The sequence below is a fragment of the Bacteroides rodentium JCM 16496 genome (assembly GCF_000614125.1).
Lineage (GTDB): Bacteria > Bacteroidota > Bacteroidia > Bacteroidales > Bacteroidaceae > Bacteroides > Bacteroides rodentium.
Genome location: NZ_BAKJ01000037.1, coordinates 23,303 through 46,401, shown reverse-complemented (window position 1 = coordinate 46,401; position 23,099 = coordinate 23,303). Strand labels below are relative to the sequence as shown.

At 47.1% G+C, this 23,099-nt stretch carries 17 protein-coding genes and 3 pseudogenes; 7 read left to right on the top strand and 13 right to left on the bottom strand.

Annotated features, from left to right (window positions below; genetic code table 11):
* Positions 1 to 86: 86 nt before the first annotated feature.
* From JCM16496_RS15330 to JCM16496_RS25005, 5 genes are all read right to left on the bottom strand, one after another.
* Positions 87 to 1,346 (bottom strand): fimbrillin family protein, encoded by a 1,260-nt coding sequence (locus JCM16496_RS15330; protein ID WP_025835386.1) that lies wholly within the window; start codon positions 1,344 to 1,346, stop codon positions 87 to 89.
* A 63-nt stretch (positions 1,347 to 1,409) separates the two neighbouring features.
* Positions 1,410 to 1,754 (bottom strand): hypothetical protein, encoded by a 345-nt coding sequence (locus tag JCM16496_RS15325; protein WP_128809647.1) that lies wholly within the window; start codon positions 1,752 to 1,754, stop codon positions 1,410 to 1,412.
* Positions 1,661 to 2,302, bottom strand: a complete 642-nt coding sequence (locus tag JCM16496_RS15320) for a FimB/Mfa2 family fimbrial subunit (protein WP_128809646.1) — start codon at positions 2,300 to 2,302, stop codon at positions 1,661 to 1,663. Before JCM16496_RS15320 ends, JCM16496_RS15325 begins: the two co-directional genes overlap by 94 nt.
* Positions 2,299 to 3,585 carry an OmpA family protein gene (locus JCM16496_RS15315; RefSeq protein ID WP_025835382.1) on the bottom strand — a complete coding sequence of 429 codons (1,287 nt, stop codon included), beginning with the start codon at positions 3,583 to 3,585 and terminating at the stop codon, positions 2,299 to 2,301. The genes JCM16496_RS15320 and JCM16496_RS15315 overlap by 4 nt, the downstream gene beginning before the upstream one ends.
* A 399-nt stretch (positions 3,586 to 3,984) precedes the next feature.
* On the bottom strand, positions 3,985 to 4,173 hold the full coding sequence (locus JCM16496_RS25005; protein ID WP_128809645.1) for an N-acetylmuramidase domain-containing protein: 189 nt from the start codon (positions 4,171 to 4,173) through the stop codon (positions 3,985 to 3,987).
* Positions 4,174 to 4,399: 226 nt separating this feature from the next.
* Here JCM16496_RS25005 and JCM16496_RS15300 point away from each other — a divergent pair, with 226 nt between their 5' ends.
* The 4 genes from JCM16496_RS15300 to JCM16496_RS15285 all read left to right on the top strand — a co-directional run bounded on the left by JCM16496_RS15300 (position 4,400) and on the right by JCM16496_RS15285 (position 8,372).
* Positions 4,400 to 4,957, top strand: a complete 558-nt coding sequence (locus tag JCM16496_RS15300; RefSeq protein ID WP_025835378.1) for an NAD(P)H-dependent oxidoreductase — start codon at positions 4,400 to 4,402, stop codon at positions 4,955 to 4,957.
* 78 nt (positions 4,958 to 5,035) lie between these two features.
* Positions 5,036 to 6,532 carry a 4Fe-4S binding protein gene (locus JCM16496_RS15295; RefSeq protein ID WP_025835375.1) on the top strand — a complete coding sequence of 499 codons (1,497 nt, stop codon included), beginning with the start codon at positions 5,036 to 5,038 and terminating at the stop codon, positions 6,530 to 6,532.
* A 21-nt stretch (positions 6,533 to 6,553) separates the two neighbouring features.
* Positions 6,554 to 7,954, top strand: a complete 1,401-nt coding sequence (locus tag JCM16496_RS15290; RefSeq protein ID WP_025835373.1) for an aldo/keto reductase — start codon at positions 6,554 to 6,556, stop codon at positions 7,952 to 7,954.
* A gap of 1 nt (position 7,955) precedes the next feature.
* A complete protein-coding gene (locus tag JCM16496_RS15285) occupies positions 7,956 to 8,372 on the top strand; it encodes a DUF1893 domain-containing protein (protein ID WP_005825513.1) in 417 nt (138 codons plus the stop codon).
* A 24-nt stretch (positions 8,373 to 8,396) separates the two neighbouring features.
* Here JCM16496_RS15285 and JCM16496_RS15280 read toward each other — a convergent pair whose 3' ends face one another.
* Positions 8,397 to 10,097: a phosphoethanolamine transferase family protein gene (locus JCM16496_RS15280; RefSeq protein WP_025835371.1), complete on the bottom strand. Its 1,701-nt coding sequence runs from the start codon at positions 10,095 to 10,097 to the stop codon at positions 8,397 to 8,399.
* On the bottom strand, positions 10,084 to 11,277 hold the full coding sequence (locus JCM16496_RS15275) for a BamA/TamA family outer membrane protein (protein WP_025835369.1): 1,194 nt from the start codon (positions 11,275 to 11,277) through the stop codon (positions 10,084 to 10,086). The genes JCM16496_RS15280 and JCM16496_RS15275 overlap by 14 nt, the downstream gene beginning before the upstream one ends.
* A 208-nt stretch (positions 11,278 to 11,485) precedes the next feature.
* Here JCM16496_RS15275 and JCM16496_RS15270 point away from each other — a divergent pair, with 208 nt between their 5' ends.
* Together JCM16496_RS15270 and JCM16496_RS15265 are read left to right on the top strand one after the other, a co-directional pair.
* Positions 11,486 to 12,772 (top strand): NAD(P)/FAD-dependent oxidoreductase, encoded by a 1,287-nt coding sequence (locus JCM16496_RS15270; protein ID WP_008664590.1) that lies wholly within the window; start codon positions 11,486 to 11,488, stop codon positions 12,770 to 12,772.
* A gap of 267 nt (positions 12,773 to 13,039) precedes the next feature.
* Positions 13,040 to 13,594, top strand: a complete 555-nt coding sequence (locus JCM16496_RS15265; protein WP_005837119.1) for a DUF3332 domain-containing protein — start codon at positions 13,040 to 13,042, stop codon at positions 13,592 to 13,594.
* Between the two features lie 83 nt (positions 13,595 to 13,677).
* Here JCM16496_RS15265 and tamL read toward each other — a convergent pair.
* A pseudogene (gene tamL, locus JCM16496_RS15260) lies at positions 13,678 to 15,984 on the bottom strand (translocation and assembly module lipoprotein TamL).
* Between the two features lie 143 nt (positions 15,985 to 16,127).
* Here tamL and JCM16496_RS15255 point away from each other — a divergent pair.
* A pseudogene (locus JCM16496_RS15255) lies at positions 16,128 to 16,887 on the top strand (TrmH family RNA methyltransferase).
* Here the strand turns inward: JCM16496_RS15255 and JCM16496_RS15250 are convergent.
* The 5 genes and pseudogenes from JCM16496_RS15250 to ileS form a co-directional block, all read right to left on the bottom strand.
* Positions 16,835 to 17,170: a hypothetical protein gene (locus tag JCM16496_RS15250; RefSeq protein WP_025835363.1), complete on the bottom strand. Its 336-nt coding sequence runs from the start codon at positions 17,168 to 17,170 to the stop codon at positions 16,835 to 16,837. The pseudogene JCM16496_RS15255 and the gene JCM16496_RS15250 overlap by 53 nt on opposite strands.
* Positions 17,167 to 18,093 carry a DUF4296 domain-containing protein gene (locus JCM16496_RS15245; RefSeq protein ID WP_022402446.1) on the bottom strand — a complete coding sequence of 309 codons (927 nt, stop codon included), beginning with the start codon at positions 18,091 to 18,093 and terminating at the stop codon, positions 17,167 to 17,169. Before JCM16496_RS15245 ends, JCM16496_RS15250 begins: the two co-directional genes overlap by 4 nt.
* Positions 18,090 to 18,722, bottom strand: coding sequence for a lipoprotein signal peptidase (locus tag JCM16496_RS15240; protein ID WP_025835359.1), 633 nt, complete (start codon positions 18,720 to 18,722; stop codon positions 18,090 to 18,092). Before JCM16496_RS15240 ends, JCM16496_RS15245 begins: the two co-directional genes overlap by 4 nt.
* 2 nt (positions 18,723 to 18,724) lie before the next feature.
* Positions 18,725 to 19,105: a TraR/DksA family transcriptional regulator gene (locus tag JCM16496_RS15235; protein WP_004290962.1), complete on the bottom strand. Its 381-nt coding sequence runs from the start codon at positions 19,103 to 19,105 to the stop codon at positions 18,725 to 18,727.
* Between the two features lie 33 nt (positions 19,106 to 19,138).
* Positions 19,139 to 22,626: pseudogene (ileS, locus tag JCM16496_RS15230) on the bottom strand (isoleucine--tRNA ligase).
* Between the last annotated feature and the right edge of the window lie 473 nt (positions 22,627 to 23,099).

The following is a 23,099-nucleotide window of genomic DNA, read 5'->3' as shown; positions in this document are numbered from 1 at the left end:
GACTTTAGGTTTGCTTCACTTCCTCGAATGGGATTGAGGAAGATATATCCGTTGCAGCGGATGTTCCCCATCCGCTGCAACAAAAACTATTCTATCTTGCCATTATATTCAGACGTTGTCCACTTCTTTAGATCATAGTCGGTCAATCGGATTGGGAGAGAAAGTTTCTTCGATACTGTGAGCGTGAAAATATATTCCACACCTGCGCTATGTATCGCATCTAATTGTGGATCACTCAGTTTTTTACAATACCAGGTCATAGCATCATCACCTATAGTTATAAGAAAACCAAATGCTCCGGCAAGTTTTGATACATGCGGAATAAGCGCACTGCAACTCAACGAGCTACCAATCGGATTAGCTGCAATAACTGTAGTTCCGATGCTATAAAATCCATTGCAAATAAATTCTGTACCTGCCGCATCAGTATAGGTAATGTCAGTAGTAGGGTGTTGTGTAAATATTGCAACAAATCCACCAAGTCCATTGTAATTAAGAGGGTAAATAGCACCTGCAACTGGCCAGTTAAGCAATTCGACTTTAGCGGTTGCAAGTTGTTCGGCGGTATAATAGGTATTGGCATCGGCTGTGGTATTGTCAGCTACAAGTTTTACAGTCACTTTGTCACCGGCATGATAGAAGCTCAATTTATTCGTAGCATCTTGTGTCGGACGTGTCATGTCCCAGTTCTTGCTGTCGTTAGGGTAGCCGACATATATATCAGATTTTTGATAATCAGTAATGTTGGATTGGTCTGCTTCTACACAAATAAGTTTGGTATTGTAGCCGGAAGCATCAAATGTAGTAACTTTAGATACATCACCTGCACAATGAGCTATCAAGTCATCTTGCATAATATCAAAATCATTGTAGCTGCCCTTTCCTGTAGAAGCGGTAGGGTTGGTCGTAGCTAAAAACTTATCGGGATAAACCACATCGGCCGGATAGAAAGCATAGCAAGAAATATTGGCATTCTCAGAACGTTTTGACCACATGGGTTTGCTTTGTCCGGATTCAAGCACTTGGGTAAGGCTGCCGTTGAGTGCGGTGTATTTGTAACCTGTTTCCGAATAGGTCTGCACATCGTCAATACCCGCTGTTGTGTTCTCAGCGAAAAATACGCGGATGTCTTTCGATTCAGTGGCGGCAAAATCTGTGTCCCCGGCAGGAATATCCGTTGAAACGGCACGAGAGTTTGCTTTGCCTTTGACATAGCCTGCCAGTTCAATGGTGCTCTCTCCCTTTGTCGCATTTCCATTCTGCGACTGTACAAATTCGTCCTCGCTGCTGCAAGAAACGAATCCTGCCGCTAATGCGGCGATTGCTAAAAACTTCTTTGTCTTCATACTTCTTTCTTTTAATTTAAAATTATAGTTAATTGAAATTACATTTTTCTTTTATCGGAATGGTCAGAACTCCACCCGGTCCCAGTCGCTTGTACCGTAGTCGTAACCGTCGAGCACGATTTCCATATCGAGGTTCAGCGTCAGTTCGTACTGCTTGCCGGAGAGCATGGGCTTGCTCCGGTAGGTCTGTGTGACGGGTGTGCCGCCCTGTGGGGTGTAGGTGATGCGTACCACCGCTTCCGTCTCGCCCGTTGCCGTGGGCATTAAGTGGCTGTCGGTACTCATCCGCCCCGTGGTTTCGGCACGTGTGTCGGTCACGAATGCACCTGCGGGCAGCGTGTAGGCGGTTGTCTCCTCGCTGGGGATGCCGTAGCTGCCTGCGCTGTTGGGGCGCGAGGGTAGAAGCATTTGGCGGCGTTCAGCACTTCCGCCTGCAGGGTGGATCCTTCAGTGGCTCCCACCACATTGACCTGAAGCCGGGACAGCACGGGGCGGAGTTCCTGCCGGGAGGTGGTGACTCCGGTGGCATCCACGTGTACCCACTGGATGCTGTAGTAGGCTTGTCCCGGCGGCGCGTCTTCGCCCTGCTCTATCATGAGCTGCTCCAGAGACACTATTTCTTCATCGTTGACAGAGAGCGAGCCTTCCACGTTGCTGGTGGTGACGATGACGTAGTCGCCTGCGGGCACTTGGTGCGAGTTGGCGGCTACCTCTCCGGCATTGTTGTAGCGGATGCTGTCGCGCAGCGTGCCGTCCGTGCCGTAGATATAGACGGTGATGCCTGTAAGGTCGGGCGGTGTGTCCGTATCGTCCCCCTCGCTCATGGAGTTCTCATCCCACACAATCTCGATGGCAAGGGCGTTGCCCTGCTCGTGTATGCCACGGCTGCATGAGGTGAAGGGCAGCAGGGCGGCGATGCACATTATATATAAGGTGTATAGTAACGGTCTTTTCATTTCGATTCCTCCTTTCTTAGTTGAATGATGACGGCACGGCGTGCGTGGCGGTTGTCGGTGGTGGTGCGGTCTATGCCGTAGCCTGCGGTGCTTATCCGTTCGGCAGGGATGCCGTGCTCCGTGAGCCAGTTCTTCACGCTTTCGGCACGGCGAAGGGAGAGAGGTGAGTTGTAGGCGGCAGTGCCCCGGCGGTCGCAATAGCCGTGTATCTGCACCTGCACGTCACTGCGCTGTTGCAGCAGGGAGAGTATTTCTTGCAGTTTGGCGGTTTCCGTGGTGGCGACGGTGTATTTGTCGAAGCCGAAATAGATGACGGGGAAGGTGACGAGCGTATCGGTCGCTTCGGCTGTCATGGCGATATCGGTGATGGCAGAGACTGCGGCTGCATCAGGAACAGTTGCAGTATCAGGAATAACAACTGTATCGGCAGGTTGCACGGGTGCAGGCTGCTGTATTGTTGTTTCTTCCGTTCTTTCTCCCGCTATCGGTGCAGAGACAGAATTTTCTGTGGATGCGGCAGCTTTGGCTTTCTTCGTCCGCCTGCCAAGCAGGTAACCGATGCGCACTCCGCTGTCCCATACATAGTTGCTGCGGTGTATGTGTCGCGGCATATTGTCGATGCCCCGTCCGGTGAGGAAGGTCATGCCCGTATATACTCCTGCCAGGAAGTGCTTGCCGATGGTTCGCGACACTTGCAGCCGTCCTCCGGCGGCAAGGTGCCAGCGGTTGCCGCCCTTGATGTGGAGCGCGTTGTCGCCGATGGTCTTGATGTCCGTCTGCGTGAGGCTTGCGCCGAGGCGTGGCGACACTTCCACCGCCCACGGGCTGTTTTGGGTCTTGCTCCACAAGCCCAGCAGGTTCACGTTGAACTGCAAGGCGTATTCCTGCATCCGCACGTCGCTCTTCAGGTCGCCGTAGTTCCAACCTTCCAGACCGAGTGCCGGGACGTGGTAGTGCCGTCCGTCCTGCCCCAACCAATAACCGGAGAGGATGCAGCAGTCCGTGGCGGACATTCCCAACTTGCCCATGCGGGCGGAAACTTCGAGAGAAAGCAGGGGGCTGAAACGATAGCCGCCAAACACTCCGGCATCAAAACCGGGACGTGTCTTGTTCGCCCCGAAAGACCGGAAGGTGGAGTAGCCGAAAGGCACTCCGCCGTCTATCCCCATATACCAAGTGGGAGATTTGGAGGTGGCAGGGGTTTCCTGTGCCTGCAAGGGAATTCCGACTATCATCGCTGCTCCCATGAGGGCGAACAGGCGGAATATGTTTTTGTATTTCATAAAAACAGATATTTAGATATATGGCATTACGCCGTATTAATTATTTACAGTACCGACAAGATGCGTTTTGCTTCATCGGGATAAATGAACCCACCTCTCCGACCGGGTCCGGATAGCTGCCCGCCATCCGGCGACGGGGCTTCCGTCTCGGTGTCCGCATATCGGGAAACGCGCCCGATTTCCGTTTGGATTCTCCCCTGTCCTTTCATATATACCAATAAAACAATAATGGTACGAAAGTAAATCTTTAATAATTGACCTCAAAAAATCTGTTGTCTACAAATATGTCTACATGGTGCAGAAAAGCGTAAAAAACACTCTATAAAGATTGCTTTTCACGCCTTCTTTTACTTTCGTGCGGAGGAAAATCTGCTTTTTTCCCGTTCCCCGGATATATGTTCACAAGCCTGTCTTCAACTCCAAGCAGGCTGACACCGGCTTGGTAACGTATCCATTTTGGGCAAAAGCCGCCCCGTTATACCTCTCGGCAAACTCTGTCCGGCTCTTGTTTTGGAGTGTCGGAAACGTGGTAACCTTGCGGATAAAACGTGCGAAAATGTCGGTTATTAAAATACTGTAGCTTTGCATACTTAGTAAAAGGAAAGGAGAAATATGGCAACAAAAATCAAGGCAATACCGACGCTGAAAGGAAAAGGAGCAAAAGAATTCCTTATGGGAAATACTTGTTGCTTTCGATTGAATGATGATTCATCGAAGAAAGTAGGAAGAAAACTTTTATTTTCCTCCTACTCGTATATCTATATTTTGTATATTTGTACACACATCAATGATTTTAAACTAAAAGAAAAACAATATGGATAAAGATTCAAAGCAAGTAGTGGTTCTTCTGATACATCCCAATATAAAAGAGTCGCGAGCTAACAAGGCATTGATGGATGCTATTAGTGACATGGGAGAGGTGGCCATATATAATTTATATGAGATGCGTGTGGAAGATGCTTTTAATGTAGAGACATGGAGCACTATCATATCGCATGCATCTGCGCTTGTATTTCAGTTTCCGTTCTATTGGATGTCAGCTCCTTCTTTATTGAAAAAATGGTTGGATGAAGTATTTACTTATCTGGCAAAAACTCCTGCTGTGGCTGGTAAGGCATTGATGGTAGCCACTACTACCGGCTCTGAACATGATGCTTATAGAAGTGGAGGAAGAAATCGTTTTACGGTGGATGAGTTGTTGAGACCTTATCAAGCAAGTGCTGTACATGCCGGAATGATATGGCAAACTCCTCTTGTAGTCTATGGAATGGGGACTTCGGAAGCTAGTAAAACTATAGCAGAAGGGATAAATTGCTATAAACAAAGAATTGAAGCATTGGTGAAGAAAGACATTTCCAGTGATAATTGGTAATAGTAGGACCATATCGAATTGGCATATTTCTTGTGTTAACTCATGCATGACACTTTATATTATATCAAACAGATTATCATGTTACGGAAGATTAGACTGACTTTAGCAACGATTTGCTTTGCACTCATCACCTTGCTGTTCTTTGATTTTACGGGAACACTGCATGGATGGTTCGGCTGGTTGGCCAAAATCCAGTTTTTGCCGGCTGTATTGGCGCTGAATGTGGGAGTGATATTGTTTCTTGTAATTCTCACTTTGGTATGCGGGCGTATCTATTGTTCTGTGATTTGCCCCTTAGGGGTATTTCAGGATATACTGGCATGGCTGGGCCGGCAACCTAAAAAACGCAGGAAGCTTCCTTACTCTTATTCTCCGGCCTTATCTTGGCTGCGCTATGGCGTATTGGGTGTGTTTATCATTGCCTTGATTGCCGGAATTGGTTCATTGGCTGCTCTACTTGCACCCTATAGTGCATACGGACGTATTGCCAATAATCTTTTTCAACCTATATGGCAATGGGGCAACAATCTGCTTGCTTATCTGGCTGAACGGGCAGACAGTTATGCCTTTTATGAAACGGATGTATGGTTGAAGAGCCTGCCGACTTTTATTATTGCTGCCGCTACTTTGGCTGTGCTTGTTGTTCTGGCCGGACGCAACGGACGAACCTATTGTAATACGATTTGCCCGGTAGGAACAGTCTTGGGCTTCCTTTCACGTTATTCGCTTTTCCGCATCACAATAGATTCGGAAAAGTGCAACCAGTGCAGTCTTTGTTCACGCAACTGCAAGGCAGCCTGCATCAACTTTAAGGAGCATCAGATTGATGCAAGCCGTTGTGTGGCCTGCATGGACTGCATTGGGAAGTGCAAGCACGGAGCCATTTCCTATAAGTATCATCCTTTCGGCAAACCTGCTGCGGGCAATGCAGATTCGGAACAGATAAACGAAACCCGCCGCAGTTTTTTCACAGCAACGGCTCTGGTTGCAGCCACTTCCGTTTTAAAAGCGCAGGAAAAGAAAGTAGACGGAGGACTGGCAGCCATTGAGGATAAGAAGATTCCTGAGCGAAGCACTTCCCTCACCCCTCCCGGCTCATTGAGTGCCCGCAATATGGCGCAACATTGCACGGCCTGCCAGCTCTGCGTATCGGCATGTCCCAATCAGGTTCTTCGTCCTTCTACGGACTTAAGGAAATTGATGCAGCCGGAAATGTCATACGAACGCGGCTATTGCAGACCGGAATGTACAAAATGTTCGGAGGTATGTCCTACGGGAGCTATTCGTCCGATAACCAAAGCTGATAAATCTTCCGTTCAGATAGGGCATGCCGTATGGGTAAAGAAAAATTGCATACCACTGACGGACGGCGTGCAGTGTGGCAACTGTGCACGCCATTGTCCGACGGGAGCCATACAAATGGTGCCGAGTATACCTGAAGACAAGGATTCTCCAAAGATTCCGGTAATCAATGTGGAGCGTTGTATCGGCTGTGGGGCATGTGAGAATCTTTGTCCGGCCCGTCCGTTCAGTGCCATTTATGTGGAAGGGCATGAAAGACATCGAATTATATAGTAAAGTAGAATTTCTATAAGTATGGAAGAACATCATAAAAACAATATAAACCGTCGTGATTTCCTGAAGATTGTGGGGATTACGGCCGCCACATCTACTGCTGCCCTCTATGGATGCGGTTCTAAGGAAGGGAGCAGTGAAGGCAGCAAAGTATTGGGCCCCATTCCGACGGATAAAATGACCTATCGTAGTTTTCCCGGTTTGGGGAGTGACAAAGTTTCTATTTTAGGATATGGCTGTATGCGCTGGCCTACGGTTCCTGCTCCGGATGGAAAGGGGGAAATGATAGACCAGGATGCTGTGAACGAACTGGTGGATTATGCCATTGCCCATGGCGTGAATTATTTCGATACGTCTCCGATGTATGTACAAGGATGGAGTGAGAAGTCTACGGGAATAGCTCTGAAACGCCATCCACGCGAATCGTTCTATCTTGCCACCAAACTATCCAATTTTCATCCTGATACCTGGACTCGCGAGGGTTCCATCGCCATGTACCGTAAGTCGTTCGAGGATATGCAGGTGGACTATATAGACTACTATCTGCTACACATGATTGGTGGCGGTGGCATGGAGCAATTCCGCAAACGCTACATAGACAACGGTATGATTGATTTTCTTGTCAAGGAGCGTGAAGCAGGACGCATCCGCCGTTTGGGATGGTCGTTCCACGGAGATATCGAAGTCTATGACTATGCCTTGCAGATGCATGACCGTGGTGAAGTTCATTGGGACTTTGTACAAATACAGTTGAATTATGTGGACTGGAAACATGCTTCGGGCAGCAACTTCAAGGCAGAGTATCTGTATGACGAGCTGGCCAAGCGTAAGATCCCTGCTGTCATTATGGAGCCTCTGCTGGGTGGGCGGCTCTCCAATGTCCCCGACCATATTGTGGCACGGCTGAAGCAGCGCGAACCCGAACGCAGTGTGGCGTCTTGGGCATTCCGTTATGCCGGTTCTCCCCAGGATGTACTGACAGTGCTGAGCGGCATGACTTATATGGAACATTTGCAGGATAACATCCGTACTTACTCTCCATTGGTACCACTCACGGAAGAGGAAACTCAGTATCTGTATGATACGGCAGATTTGATGATGGAGTACCCCACCATACCTTGCAACGACTGCAAGTACTGCATGCCTTGCCCGTATGGAATTGACATTCCTGCCATATTGATACATTACAATAAATGTGTCAATGAAGGAAATGTGCCGGAAAGCAGCCAGGATGAGAATTATCGGAAAGCACGCCGTGCTTTTCTCGTAGGATATGACCGAAGTGTACCCAAACTGAGGCAGGCCGACCATTGTACCGGGTGCAACCAGTGTTCTCCGCATTGCCCGCAAACGATTGATATTCCCAAAGAACTGCATCGTATTGACAAATTTGTAGAACAGTTGAAACAAGAGACTTTATAAAATGGAGAGTATCATTGACATACTGCACAAGGGAGGATACTCTTGTGTTATGAAGAACCGGGAGGAAGTCCGTACTTTCACCCAACGGGGAGTAGCGGATTTGTATGATTTGTACCAGGCAGATTCTGCATTTATGAAGGGGGCTGCCATTGCCGATAAGGTTATAGGGAAAGGTGCCGCTGCTTTGATGGTACTGGGAGGCTTTAAAACGGTCTATGCCGATATAATCAGCACTCCTGCGCTGGCATTGCTGTGCGAAGCAGGAATTGAAACGACTTTTGCCCAAGAGGTTCCCCATATCATTAACCGTGACAAGACCGGCTGGTGCCCGTTGGAGACGGCTTGCATGGAGCTGAATACGGTAGAGGAGATGTATCCGGTGATTCAGAATTTTATATCAAGAATCAGGGCAAAATAGCAACAGCCTGCTCTCTTTCCCTGATTACCTGATGCCTTTCTCTTCCAGCATCTTGAAGTCTTCCTTGAGCATACCGACATCATCCAGTGTGCGGGCTTCATTGTGGTCGTTCAGATAGACTCTGGGTCTTTCGATAAACAGAGCGCTGGTGACAGATAAAGAGTCATTCCGGTATGGGGTCTCCACTCCACCTATTTCCAGCATTGTCTGGAAGAATGAGGCACTGGAAGATACATTCTTCTGCCTATTGGCTTGTGCGGCCTCCAATAACGATGGGTATCTCTGCCGGTAGTTGTCGGACATCCAAATAAAGAATGGCACATGTATCTGATAATAGGAAGGTACCGGTGAAGCATGCAGAAAGAGATGCCGGTTGTCATCGAAAATATCTTCTCCATGGTCTGAAGTGTATATCAGGGCAGAATTGACATGTTGTTCTCGAAGCATATCTATCAGACGAACCAGAAAATTATCCGTGTAGCGGATAGAATTGTCATAGGCATTAATCAGGTTGTCTTTGTATTTCACTTCCGCATCAACGGACATGTCCGGCAGGAAGAAAGCCTGCTCTGCCGGATAGCGCTCTTTATAATTAAAATGAGAACCGTAAGTGTGGAGAACTATAAATTGCCTGGAAACTCCTTTGCCCAGTTCTTTTGCTACCAGTTTCAACAGTTCGTTATCAGAGGGGTTGTAATTGGAATCCCCCACATCTTCTTTAATGAAATCATACGTGTCGGCTTCTTTGCCGAAGAAGTCTATAAATGAGTGGTTATAGCGCTGGTTCGAGAAAAAGGCGGTCTGGTAACCGGCTTCCTTGAATGCTGTGATAATCCCTTTTTGATAATAGATGGAATCAAAACTGGAAGCACTGACCGGTGACAGCAACATCGGAACACTCTTGTGGGTAGTGTTTGATTCTGTCAGCACATGGCTGAAAGCTGTCAGTCCGCCAATGCCCGACAGTCCCGGGTTAGTCTCCCGTTCGTAGCCGTACAAAGCCCAGTTGCATGCCCGTGAGGTTTCTCCCACCACCATTACATATACTTCCCTTTCATCAGCCTGATGAGTACTTCTAGCATGAAAGGTAAAATCTTTAGAGGTCTTGTGATAATTCCGCGTCTGGGCCGTCCGTTGAAAAGCAAGTGCTATGTTGTAGCATACGTTGGCAGGATACAGTTCGGATTTCGGCTCATACCGGTTATCTGTCAAATAAGCAGTGCCTAAGGATAATATTCCGGCAGACAACACATACAGAGTGCGACGGCGAGCTTGCCGGATGAATGCTTCGGACAGTCTGCGTTTGTGTACAATGGATATGGTTGCCAGAATTAATGCAGGTATATAGAGCACTACCACAATAACGATGGCAGGTATCAGATTGTCCAGCAGTTCCAGCGCCTCGCTCGAATTGGTTGTCACCAGATTCAGAAACATATCCACTGCGATAATGGACTGACCGAAAAGATACAGCAATACAAGCTGGAAGGCTCCGAAGAAGATGAACGGAAATAGCAGCCAGAATGTCCTGCCACAGTTTCTCGACCAAGCCATTACAGCATAATATATAGAAAGGGGTAGCAGGATATTACATATCTTTGCCGTCCATGATATGGGTTCTGTAAAGCATAGCACTACATTGGGCACTATCAGAATGACCAGAAACAGATAGAACAAATGTTCCTGATTGTCGAACCATTTTTTTATGTCTCTAAAAAGCTTCATTGATATTGAATATAAATCCGGTCTGGTGTTTGCCAAAACCTAAATCCAAACGTACGTTTACTCTCTTTTTGAACTCCCAGCGGTAGCCGAAACCATAATTAGGAAGAATATGCCTGGCCTCCAATTCCGAGAAATTCGGGAATATGGTTCCCGCCCCTACCCATACGGCAACTCCATTTCGCTTCCATACATGTTGGCGTAGTTCCAGCTGGGCATCCATTGCACACTTGTCACGGTAGCGCCCCTCATAATAGCCACGCATAGAATAGGAACTTCCCAATGTTGCCATCAGTCCCCAGGGCGGATTTCCGTAGTTCAGCAGAGTATGGAACTGGCCTGCCAACACCCCACCCTTCCACACGGACTGGTAATAGCTGGTCGTCAGTTCCGTATTGCTGAATGCATATTTATTTCCCAAAAAGGCCGGACTGAAGCGCTGGTCTATCCGTAGGTAATATCCTTTATAGGCATTTGTCAGAAAATCGCGTGAATCATACAACAAGGAAAAACCCAAGCTCACGTTGGTGCTGCGCGCTTTCATTCCTTTCCATAATTCCGGTTTTTCAAAGTCACGCCCATACACGTAATCAAATGCTGTCATCGGACCGATATAAAAGTTACGTGCCATCCGGAACATAAAGTCCACCTTAACCTGCGCCTGAAAGCGATCGTATTCACTCTCATTGTCATCATTGGCTCCATTGTCATATCCTTGTCCCCAGTAAAGGCTTGGGAAAGAATAGAAATACAGATTGTAGTTCAACCGGTATTTGTCTTGGGGAAACAGATGGTTTCCACGTACTCCCAGCAAATAGAATCCCACTGTGGAGACATCCCCATACAGAGAGACATTGGACGGAGGGAGAATACTATCGTTCCGGTCGGTACGGTAGAGTCCTGCCGCCACCAGTCCGATTCCAAATTTGGTGTCACTGGAATAATGAGGCCCGCCTATAATGCTGAAATCAAATTTCTTGTTTTTCTTTTCTTTGTTGGCATCGTTGAAGTAATTCAAAATTTTTCCGAAAAAACTGCGTTTCTTGGGAAGCGAGTCTATCGGATACGTAGAAATTGAGTCCACAGAGTTTTTTGCTTCTGCAAGGTGTGTTTGTGCATGAACAGCCGTTTCTGTAATCAGCATCAATATTGGTAATATCCATTTTGTCAATTTAGTGTCCATTTACTTGTAGAAAACTTCCGTGGCAAAGTTAGTTTTTATGTTCTTCATTACAACAATGTTACTGTTCTTTTTGTTTCCAATTTTTCTCTTTTAATGTTCATTTCTACATTGCATGTGGGGTTTACTCTTTTTAACTACATCATTTATAGAACTTTCCTCGATTTATACTGTTATTTTAATATTACAAAGAACAACATGATATTGAATTATGAAAACAGCAATGGACATTCCCGATAAAGAGGGACAGAAACGACTGGTAATCGTAGGCGGCGGCTTTGGCGGATTAAAGCTGGCACGAAAATTGAAAAGCAACAAGTTTCAGATAGTTTTACTGGATAAGAATAACCATCACATCTTCCAACCGTTACTCTATCAAGTGGCCACAGCAGGTATTGAACCGAGTGCCATATCATTCCCATACCGAAAAATCTTCAAAAAAAGAGAGCATTTCCATATACGTATTTGTGAAGCACAGCAAGTCTTCCCGGAACACAATCTGCTGGAGACTTCCATCGGCACGCTGGCATACGACTATTTGGTCATTGCCACCGGCTGCAACACAAATTATTTTGGAAACGACGGGCTGGAGAAACAGACCATGGCACTAAAGAATACTTCGGAAGCCTTGTTCAACCGAAACCAGATATTGGATAGTTTTGAACAAGCCCAGAACACCGGTAATAAAGAAGAGCGCAGGCGTCTGATGACCTTTGCCATTGTAGGCGGTGGAGCTACGGGAATAGAGTTGGCTGGTGCTTTGGCCGAGATGAGGAAGTTTGTCCTTCCTCAAGACTATCCGGACTTGAATATCAATGAGATGCGTATCATCTTGTTGGATGGCTCTTCCCGGCTCTTGTCTGCTTTTTCAGAAGAGTCTTCCAAAGAAGTGGCCGATTATCTGAAGAAGCGTGATGTGGAAATCAAATTGAACCAACGGGTGATGGGATACGAGAATTATCAATTGGCATTGAATGACGGGACTGCCATCGATACCAAAAATGTATTCTGGGTGGCCGGTGTCAAGGCAAACAGCCTTCAAGGATTGCCTGCCGATGCCTATGGACCGGGAAACCGCTTGAAGGTGGACACTTATAACCGTCTTTCTCAATATCCCAATATTTTCGCTATCGGGGATACGGCCCTTATGATTTCTGAGGAGTATCCCAAAGGACACCCGCAAGTGGTGCAACCAGCCATCCAGCAGGCCCGCAACTTGATAAGGAACTTGCAGCGTGCAGAAACAGGCCTGCCGTTGCAGCCGTTTATATATCAAAACAAAGGCTCCATGGCGACCATTGGCCGCAATCATGCCGTCGTCGAGCTTAAGAAACTGCGTTTTGGCGGTTTTCCGGCATGGGCTGTGTGGCTGTTCATCCATTTGATGAGTATTGTGGGTGTAAAGAACCGTCTTTTCATCTTCGTAGACTGGATGTGGAGTTACTTTACCTATGACCCGTCTTTACGGATTATCATCAAACCCTTGAAGCGGGAGTAAACTTTTATTGAGTAATCTTTCAAAAGCTGATGCCAATGGTGTTTACAATGGCTGTTGCCTTTTTTGTAATTCATGGCTGCCGTTGACAGCCGGATAGGAAAGGCTCTTTCTCAAAAAGCTCATAAATAGACACTTCCATTTTACTGAAAACAGATTTTAAGCTCAAATAGGAGTTTTTTTATATAAAAATCCTATATTTGCGGATGCTTAAAATAACTCGATGAGCTATAAAGCTAATTAAACACAGTAAAATAAAAAAGAGTGATTATGAAAAAGTTCAATTTGAAGATGGCTGCGACCGTAATGATTTGCGGCTCGTTTCTTTTCAGTTCTTGTATCGGTTCTTTTGGACTGCATAGTAAACTGGTCAGCTGGAATCAAGGTATTGGTACCAAGTTTGTAAACGAACTGGTTTATCTGGCATTCAATATTATCCCGGTATATGGCGTTTGCTATCTGGCCGATGCATTGGTCATCAACTCCATCGAATTCTGGAGTGGTTCAAACCCTATGGCCAGCATTGGTGATGTAAAGAAAGTGAAAGGCGAAAACGGTGACTACCTGGTAGAGACACTTGAAAACGGCTATTCTATCACCAAAGAAGGTGAGACTGCTTCTATGGAACTCATTTACAACAAAGAGTTGAATACTTGGAATGTTGTTGCCGATGGTGTCAGCACAGAATTGCTGCAAATGAACAATGACGGCACTGCACAAATGACCCTTCCGAACGGTGAGGAAATGACAGTGACGCTGGATGCCCAAGGTGTGGCAGCAGCACGTCAGGCGACGATGATTGGCACGTACTACGCTTTTAATTAATGGAAAATGGAAAATTGAAAATGGAAAGTGGCTGGTACATAGATGCCCAATAAGCATTTCTCACTTTCCATTTTCAACTTTCATTAGAACGGATATCCCACAGCAAAGTGGAAAGCAAAATCGCGGCTGAATTTAGGATGAATAATGGGATAACGGTCTTTTTTCTTTTCATAAGCCGGATTGATGGCCTTCATACCTCCGTCGAAACGCAATACAAAGAAATCCAGGTCAAGACGCAATCCCAAACCATATGCCACGGCAATCTGCTTATAGAACTTGTCAAATTTAAACTGACCTCCCGGCTGGTCTTTATAATCCCGTATTGTCCAGATATTCCCGGCATCTACAAAGAGGCTCCTCTGAATTTCCAGAACAACCGTGTGCGGTATTCAATGCTGGCATCCAGCTTGATGTCTCCCGACTGGTTCATGAAGTTATTATCGCCGGGGAAAGAACCGGGTCCCAGATTACGTACAGACCATCCGCGCACACTGTTGGCGCCACCGGAGAAGTAGCGTTTCTCAAATGGAAGCATTGTTGCATTGCCATATGGAATGGCGATACCGGCACCAAAATGAAATGCCAATGAATTGCGGTTGTCAATGACCAGATTCTTGGCAAAGTCAAAATCGCCTTTCAGGTATTGGGCAAAAGGAATGTTCAACAAAGTGTATTCCCCCAATGCATTCTTCTTCATTCCTCCGAGCTTTGCCACAGCATACAACAAGTTACCCGCCAATTCAAAATTGAGGCGGATGGTATAGGAATTTCCGATACCGGAGTTATTCATCAAAGCCCTTCCGGCGCTGTTGTAGATATAGCTGTAGCCGGTGCGGACAATAAAACGGTCTTCGTAATTGTATTTAAGGATATAGTTCTCGTCCTTCTCCAGATATTTTTTTCTAAAAGTTGAATCTATACTGGGCATATACAAATAGTTAATATCCAGCAAATCAATGCGATGCTGTGAACGCCGTTGTTGTACCCCCCATTTGTAGCTCCATCCGGCAGAAGCCACAATACGCGTAAACTCCGGTCGTATCTGGTAGTTGTATTGCAATCCGAACTCGGTAGTAGCCTTATCTTCCGCTTGAAATCGCCGGAAAGAAACGGGAACATGAAACGCGGGAAGTTGATGGTCGCTTCCGCACCCAGTTCTATGTAGTTCTGGTTCAATCCGCTTTGCAGACCGGACACAGCCTCGTATGCCCCACGTAGCTTGAACATGAATGTTTCGGAACCTTTGAACATGTTGCGGTGCTGAAAAGCCACCGAAGCGGCAGCTCCCAAGTCGCCGGCAGAGTTTGTGCCTTCCACTTCAAAGGATACGGACTGATGCTTGCCTCTGGTCAGCATCACATAAGCGTTGAGCTTTGCACTGTCACTCTGCTGCACTTCGAAAAAACGGATATTGGTATATTTCAGGGCTTGCAGGCGTCCGTAGTTGGAGTAGGTACGCTGCACGTTCTGCTCGTTGTAGAGAGTTCCCGGAATGATGCGCAGATTGTTGGTCAGCACTTTGGGACGCAGATAAAGCTTGTCTTTGTAGTAGATGGGGAATCCTTTGTAGTGCAATGAATCATTCACCTCAATGCTGTTCTGGGTGGATGCCTGCAACACATTATAGTCGGTAATGAAACTCACTTTATTGATAGTGTATTGCCGGTGATTCTGCGGTGTATCCTCGTTGTGCTGCCTGTATGGAGCCAAGTGCAACGTCAAATCTACCAGATAAGAATTACGGACGGTATCTGCGGTATAGGATATGTACTCTTTGTTGAACTTGTAATATCCATTCTGAAGCAGTTTGTTTGTGATACGCTGGCGTTCTGCATCCAGTACATTGACATCAAAATACATGCCTTCGGACAATAGGGTTACTGCGGAATCCTGCCGCATGTATTCCTTTATTTTACTGTCCCGGATATCATATTTCAAGGTACGCACTTTATAGGGCTTGCCGGTCGTCACCTTATAGACCAACTTCATCTTTTTCTTCTTGACTTGGCGTACCGGTTCCACCAGAGCACCCATATAGCCATATTCTGCACAGCCTTAGTAATCTCTTCCCTGGTCCGGTTGGTTTCCTCCTCACTGTATATGACCGGGGCATCACCTAATTTCCTCAATGTACGGTTTATCCAGCGTGTAGAGTCCCGTCCGGACCAGTTGTAGACATACAACTGGGTCTTTATCAGGCTGAACCACTTCGCATTGGGATTCTGGCGGATGTACATGGAGAGATTGGATGGTTTTACTTCCTTATTGTCGGTATGTATGCGCACTTCATCCAGCAAATACGAACCGTCAGGCACATATTTGGTAGAAGAACAGGAAGCCAACAAAAGTACGATAGTAGTAAGTATCGCGTAGCGGAAACCTTTATCCATACCGAATCATTAATTGCGCATAAACAGCTACAAATATACTTGTATTTTTTTGTTCCCGAAATAAAAAACGCCGGAAGAGTGCGGAGTTTTTGATTATATTGAAATAATCACGTATTTTTGTCAAATGATAACATGTGTATTCTATGGCATTAAGTAAAAACCGCATTAAATATATCCACTCGTTGGAGCAGAAAAAGAACCGGAAGGCAGACAAGGTATTTCTGGCAGAAGGGCCTAAACTCGTAGGGGATTTGTTGGGACATTTTCCTTGTCAGTTCTTGCTGGCAACTTCAGAATGGCTTTCCCGGAACCGCCCTCTCTCCACCGTAACAGATGTCACGGAAGTATCGGAGGAGGAACTTTCGCGTGCCAGCCTGCTGAAAACTCCCCAACAAGTGCTGGCTGTGTTCCGGCAGCCGGATGAGGAGACGGATATTTCCGTCATCAGCACTCCCTCTGTCTGGCTTTGGATGATGTGCAAGACCCCGGTAACCTGGGAACGATTGTCCGCCTTGCTGATTGGTTTGGGATAGAGCATATTTTCTGTTCGCCCAACACGGTGGATATCTATAATCCAAAACTGTGCAGGCCACGATGGGAGGTATCGCACGCGTCAGACTGCATTATACTCCCCTACCCGAGTTCATCCGCTCACTGAAGGATATTCCCGTTTACGGCACTTTCCTGGACGGAGAGAATATGTACGGACAACCGCTCTCGAAAAATGGGCTGATTGTGATGGGTAATGAAGGAAATGGCATCGGAAAAGAAGTGGAGGCACTCATCAACCGCAAACTATACATACCGAATTATCCCGCCAGCCGTGAGACCTCGGAGTCATTGAACGTGGCTATTGCCACAGCAGTAGTTTGCGCTGAGTTCCGGCGCCAGGCTGCATTGTAGTAAAATCAAAAGGAAAAAACAACCAGGGAATCAAATAAGGCAATTCTTCCTCGATAAGCGGAGGGATTGCCGTCAGTATATTGCAGCACGTATCAAAATGAGGATAGTCTGTTTCCGCCTCCGTAAGCAAAGCTATGACTCCCGGTAGCCATTCCGTATTCTCCACCTCTTCTGTCAATGGGAAGATACGTGATACACATTGTCCTTCACCTATCTCCACCACATATTGTTTCAGATAGCCATGCCCGGGAAGAAACAGAAAATGGGAAGCGTAGCGTTTCATGCTTTCGGACGGGGACGTATGGTTCTGGGAGTCGTGGTATTTTCCTGCTCCTGAATTTCCAGAGGTTTTAATTTCTCTGGTTTTCCGATACTGTCTTTGCGAAGGGAGTCTGTCGCCTGCTGAAGGCTGTCCTTTGGGGCAATGACCAAGCTGTCCGTGGCGTGATAGCGCATCAGTGAGATACGGTCTGCCAGCAAAGGCTGTGGAGTCTCCTGCTGCGGATAATAGATGAACCCGCGTATTTCCTTGATTTCTCCTAAAGTATCGGCAAACAAGGTGAGCGTTTCCACACCTGTGTCTTGTACTTTCCGAATGGCACTGATGACACTGTCATTCTTTTCGTAAAGAATCTGCATCGCCATCAACGGAGCATGTATGCTGTCCGGTGCACCGTTGTGGAAACGGAAGCGCACGCTCCAGCGCAGCGTGTCACGGTCGTGGAAATTGGTGTCTGAAGGCAACGTAAACGTTATCTTGTTGTCCAGGGGCATACCCGTCAGCTGATAGATATGCTGCCATATCCACACGTCGATACTGTCTCCGGGAAGTGATTCTTTCGGCTTGTTGTCACGTAGGGCAATCAAGTGGTTGATACCGTCTCTTTCGGCTTTCAACCGTACATTCACTTTCTCGTAGATTTTGGTAAGTACTTCCGGATTACGGGCAAACCAGACCATAGAAGAGTCAAAATCGGCCTGAGTGATGCCATATTTCTTGAAAACCGATTCAATGTATAGCACCCGCTTATAACTTTCGTTATACGGCACTTCTTCACCCATAGCTTTGGCTATGTGATAATCATAAAGCACGTTTTCCATCTTGGCATCCGGGAGGACGGTCTCAGGCCTTTTCACCTTACAAGCCGTCAGACTGAACGCCAGAAGGACTACGCTACACCATTGAATTCGATTTATTCCTTTCATGATTTCTTTATGGCGGCATGATAGGCATCATTGAAGTCCTTGCTGTAGAACAACAGCAAGGCAATGATACCGCAGCTGATTGCTGCATCCGCAAAATTGAATATCGGGCTGAAGAAAATGAAATGTTCTCCACCGACAAACGGCATCCATGCGGGCCAGTTTGTATCAATGATGGGGAAATAGAACATATCCACCACCTTGCCATGGAACCACGGGGCATATCCCCCTCCTTCAGGCATGAAGGAGGCTATCTGCGAATGGGTGCTTTCGTTGAACAGCACGCCATAGAACACACTGTCGACAATGTTTCCCAAGGCTCCCGTCAAGACCAAAGACACACAGATGATAAATCCGGTCTTCATGCCTTGCTTCACGAACTTGTACAGAAACCAGCCAATGACCGTGACTGCAGCAATGCGGAACAAGGTCAGGAACAGTTTGGCGAATATTTCCATACCGAAAGCCATACCACTATTCTCGGTAAAGTATATATAGAACCAATCCGTAATCCGGATACTCTCATGCCAGTACATGTGGGTCTTTATCCAAATCTTGATAATCTGGTCTATAACCAATACCGAAAATATGATAAGGCAGGCTATCCGGCCCTTCGTAAAGAATTTACCCATTTTTATTTCTTGCCGTTGTTTTTAGCTTCGATGCTCAAAGTGGCATGGGGCACTGCACGAAGGCGCTCTGCCGGTATCAGTTTGCCGGTTTCGCGGCAAATGCCATATGTTTTGTTCTCAATGCGCACCAAAGCAGCCTGCAATCCTTGGATGAACTTCAACTGGCGTTGGGCCAGACGTGTGGTTTCTTCCTTGGATAAGGTGTTGGCACCTTCTTCCAGTACTTTGTACGTAGGAGATGTATCGTCGGTGTCATTACCGTCTGCACCCGTCAGGCTGGCCTTTAACAGTTCATAGTCACGTTGTGCCAACTCTAACTTCTCCATAATGATAGCGCGGAATTCTTCCAATTCAGCATCTGAGTATCTAGTCTTTTCTGCCATAACTTTTACGTGTTAATCAGGGTTAGTATTTAATTATTCTTTCACAACGCTCACGTACAGCGAGAAATCGTCGAAGTTCAGTTCTGTACCATTTTCTACGTTGTCTGCCAGCGTCAGTGAAGTTCCTAAAACTTGGTTGCGAATATAGTCATTATATTCATTTACCGCATCATCTGTTTGAGGATTTTTTGATAATGTAATCTTTATTTTATCTGTTATCTCAAAACCGCTCGACTTGCGGATATTCTGAATGCGGTTTACCAGCTCGCGTGCAATACCCTCACGGCGCAACTCTTCGGTAACGGTAACTTCCAGAGCCACGGTCAGTTTGCCCTCGTTGGCAACCAGCCATCCCGGAATATCCTCACTGAAGATTTCCACATCTGCCGTTTCAATCACGGCTTCTGCACCGTCCAGATTGAACGTATAAGAGCCTTTCTTCTCCAGCTCGGCAATGGCTTCCTGGGACATTTCCGCCACAGCAGCAGCCACGGCTTTCATCTGCTTACCGAATTTCGGTCCCAGCTTCTTGAAGTCGCATTTCACTTTCTTTACCAGTACACCGGCAGCACCGTCCACAAACTGGATTTCTTTTACATTCACCTCGTTCATGATAAGTGCTTTCACAGCCTCGATGTGTGCACGCTGTTCTTCATCCACTACCGGTATCATGATGCACTGAAGCGGTTGGCGGACTTTGATGTTCACCTTGCGGCGCAATGCCAATACCATGGAAGTGACGTCTTGTGCCATCTGCATGCGGACTTCCAATTCCTTGTCTATCATTTCCTCCTTATATTCGGGGAACTTGGCAAGGTGTACGGAAACCACATTGTCGCGTCCCGTAGCTGCAATCAGGTCGGAATAGAGCATATCAGCATAGAACGGAGCGATGGGTGCCATCAGCTTAGCCACGGTTTCGAGGCATGTATAGAGTGTCTGGAATGCAGAGAGCTTGTCCTGCGTCATACCACCGCCCCAGAAACGTTTGCGGTTCAGGCGGACATACCAGTTGGAGAGGTTGTCGTTCACGAATTCGGAAATGAGACGTCCTGCTTTCGTGGGCTCGTATTCATTGTAGCAGGTATCCACGTTCTTCACCAACGTATTCAGTACAGAGAGAATCCAACGGTCTATCTCAGGGCGTTCTGCCATGGGCACATCGGCTTCTTTGTAGTCAAATTCGTCTACATTGGCATAGAGGGCGAAGAATGAATAGGTGTTATAGAGTGTTCCGAAGAACTTGCGGCGCACCTCTTCCACTCCATCTACGTCGAACTTAAGATTGTCCCACGGAGAAGAGTTGGTGATCATGTACCAGCGCAACGGGTCGGACCCGTATTTCTCGATGGTCGAGAAGGGGTCTACGGCATTGCCCAGACGCTTGGACATCTTGTTACCATTTTTGTCGAGCACCAAGCCGTTGGAAATGACAGCCTTATAAGAAATACTGTCGAACACCATTGTAGCGATGGCGTGCAACGTGAAGAACCAACCGCGTGTCTGGTCCACCCCTTCGGCGATGAAATCGGCAGGATATACCTGGTGGCTATCCAGCAGTTCCTTATTCTCGAACGGATAGTGTATCTGTGCATAAGGCATGGCACCGGAATCGAACCAAACGTCAATCAAGTCCGTTTCGCGTTTCATCGGCTTGCCGTCTTTAGAAACAAGGATGACATCGTCCACGTAAGGACGGTGCAAGTCTATCTTGTCGTAATTCTCTTTGGTATATACACCCGGCTGGAAGCCCTTCTCCTTGTAAGGATTGGACTGCATCAAGCCGGCAGCTACGGATTTCTCTATTTCGTTGTAAAGTTCTTCTACAGACTCGATACACTTTTCCTCGCTATTGTCCTCTGTACGCCAGATGGGCAGCGGAGTACCCCAGTAGCGTGAACGGCTGAGGTTCCAGTCATTCAGGTTTTCCAGCCACTTGCCGAAACGTCCCGTACCGGTGCTTTCCGGCTTCCAGTTGATGGTCTTGTTCAACTCTATCATACGTTCTTTGCAAGCGGTGCTGCGGATAAACCAGCTATCCAGCGGATAGTACAATACGGGTTTGTCCGTACGCCAGCAGTGCGGATAATTGTGTACATGCTTCTCTATCTTGAACGCCAGATTGGCGGCTTTCATCATCATGCAGATATAGATGTCAAGCGATTCGGCTGCCTGTGCCGCCTTTTCGTCGTACTTGCCGTCAACGGTGAACTGCGGGTCGTAGGCGTTCTTCACCCAGCGGCCCTGATACTCCTTGTAGAGCTCTGTGTTGACACACGCTTTTACAAACTCCTCGTCCAGTTCGTCCAGCAGATAGAACTTGCCGGTGAGGTCTACCATCGGGCGGGTTTCACCCTTCTTGTTTATCATGAACAGGGACGGTATACCTGCGGCGCGTGCCACAAAGGCATCGTCCGCACCAAAGGTCGGGGCGATGTGTACGATACCCGTACCGTCTTCGGTCGTCACATAATCACCCGAAATTACACGGAAGCCCTTGTCGCTGGGCGTCCAGCTACCGTCTTCGGCAACGTCTATCGGCTTCACCCAAGGGATGAGCTGTTCGTACTCCATACCTACCAAATCGGGGCCTTTGTACTCACCTACTATCTTGAAAGGTATCAGTTTGTCACCCGGCTTATAGCCTCTAATGCAATGCCTTCCGCTTTTTTGTTGAAGTGAGCATAGAGCAGTGCTTTTGCCAGGACAACGGTCATCTTCTCGCCGCTATAGCTGTTGTAGGTCTGCACGGCCACATAGTCTATCTTGGGACCGACACAGAGCGCGGTATTGCTGGGCAATGTCCACGGAGTGGTGGTCCATGCCAGGAAGTAAGGAGTCCCCCACTCTGCCATTTCCGGCTTCGGGTTCTTTATCTTGAACTGCCCCACTACGGTCGTGTCTTTCACGTCACGGTAGCATCCGGGCTGGTTCAGTTCGTGCGAACTGAGTCCCGTGCCGGCAGCGGGAGAATACGGCTGTATGGTATATCCTTTATAAAGCAATCCTTTCTTGTAGAGTTGTTTCAACAGCCACCACAAGGTTTCGATGTAGCGGTTGTCGTAGGTTATATAAGGGTTCTTCATGTCCACCCAGTAGCCCATCTTGTGTGTCAGGTCTTCCCACTCTTTGGTGAACTTCATGACGTCCTTGCGGCAGGCAGCATTGTATTCTGCCACGGAAATAGTCTTGCCAATATCCTCTTTCGTAATGCCGAGTGCCTTTTCCACACCCAGTTCCACGGGCAGTCCATGAGTATCCCATCCGGCCTTACGCTTTACCTGGAACCCCTTCATCGTTTTGTAACGGCAGAAAATGTCCTTAATGGAGCGAGCCATTACGTGGTGAATCCCCGGCATACCATTGGCCGAGGGAGGTCCTTCGAAAAACACGAAAGAAGGACAACCTTCACGTTCTGTCATACTCTTGGCGAAAACCTGGTTTTCGTCCCATTTCTTCAACACTTTTCCGTTCACTTCGGAAAGGTCGAGCTTCGAATATTCGGCAAACTTCTTACCCATCTTGATATTTACTATTTGACAATTTACGATTTACGATTGAAGATACTCTTGGCAGGTATTTGGTACGTCAAAAGCTACCTTCTCCATTTTAAGGGTGCAAATTTACAAAAAACTTAAATACAAGAGACTTTTTAAGAACAAAAAAACATGCGGGTACGGTTTTATAGTAGAACAGAAATGATTTGCGAAAAGAAAAGCGAATGGAGCGAGTATCCTGATTGAGGTGTGTCAAAACCCTCTTGGCACTTTCTTTTAGGCGCAGATCACGCGGATTTCACGGATTTATTTTACTGAATCCGCGTTATTCCGCGCAATCCGCGCCTTATATTATAATACCGTCCCTCTTTTCTCTTTTTCCGAATTAGTACATAGAAGTGCATCTGTAGATGTCGTTTGGGGCAATGCACGGGTTCCCTAAGCAAAAAAACGACAAAAAAACGCAGATTTTGCCCAAATTACCCCTTGAAAAATAT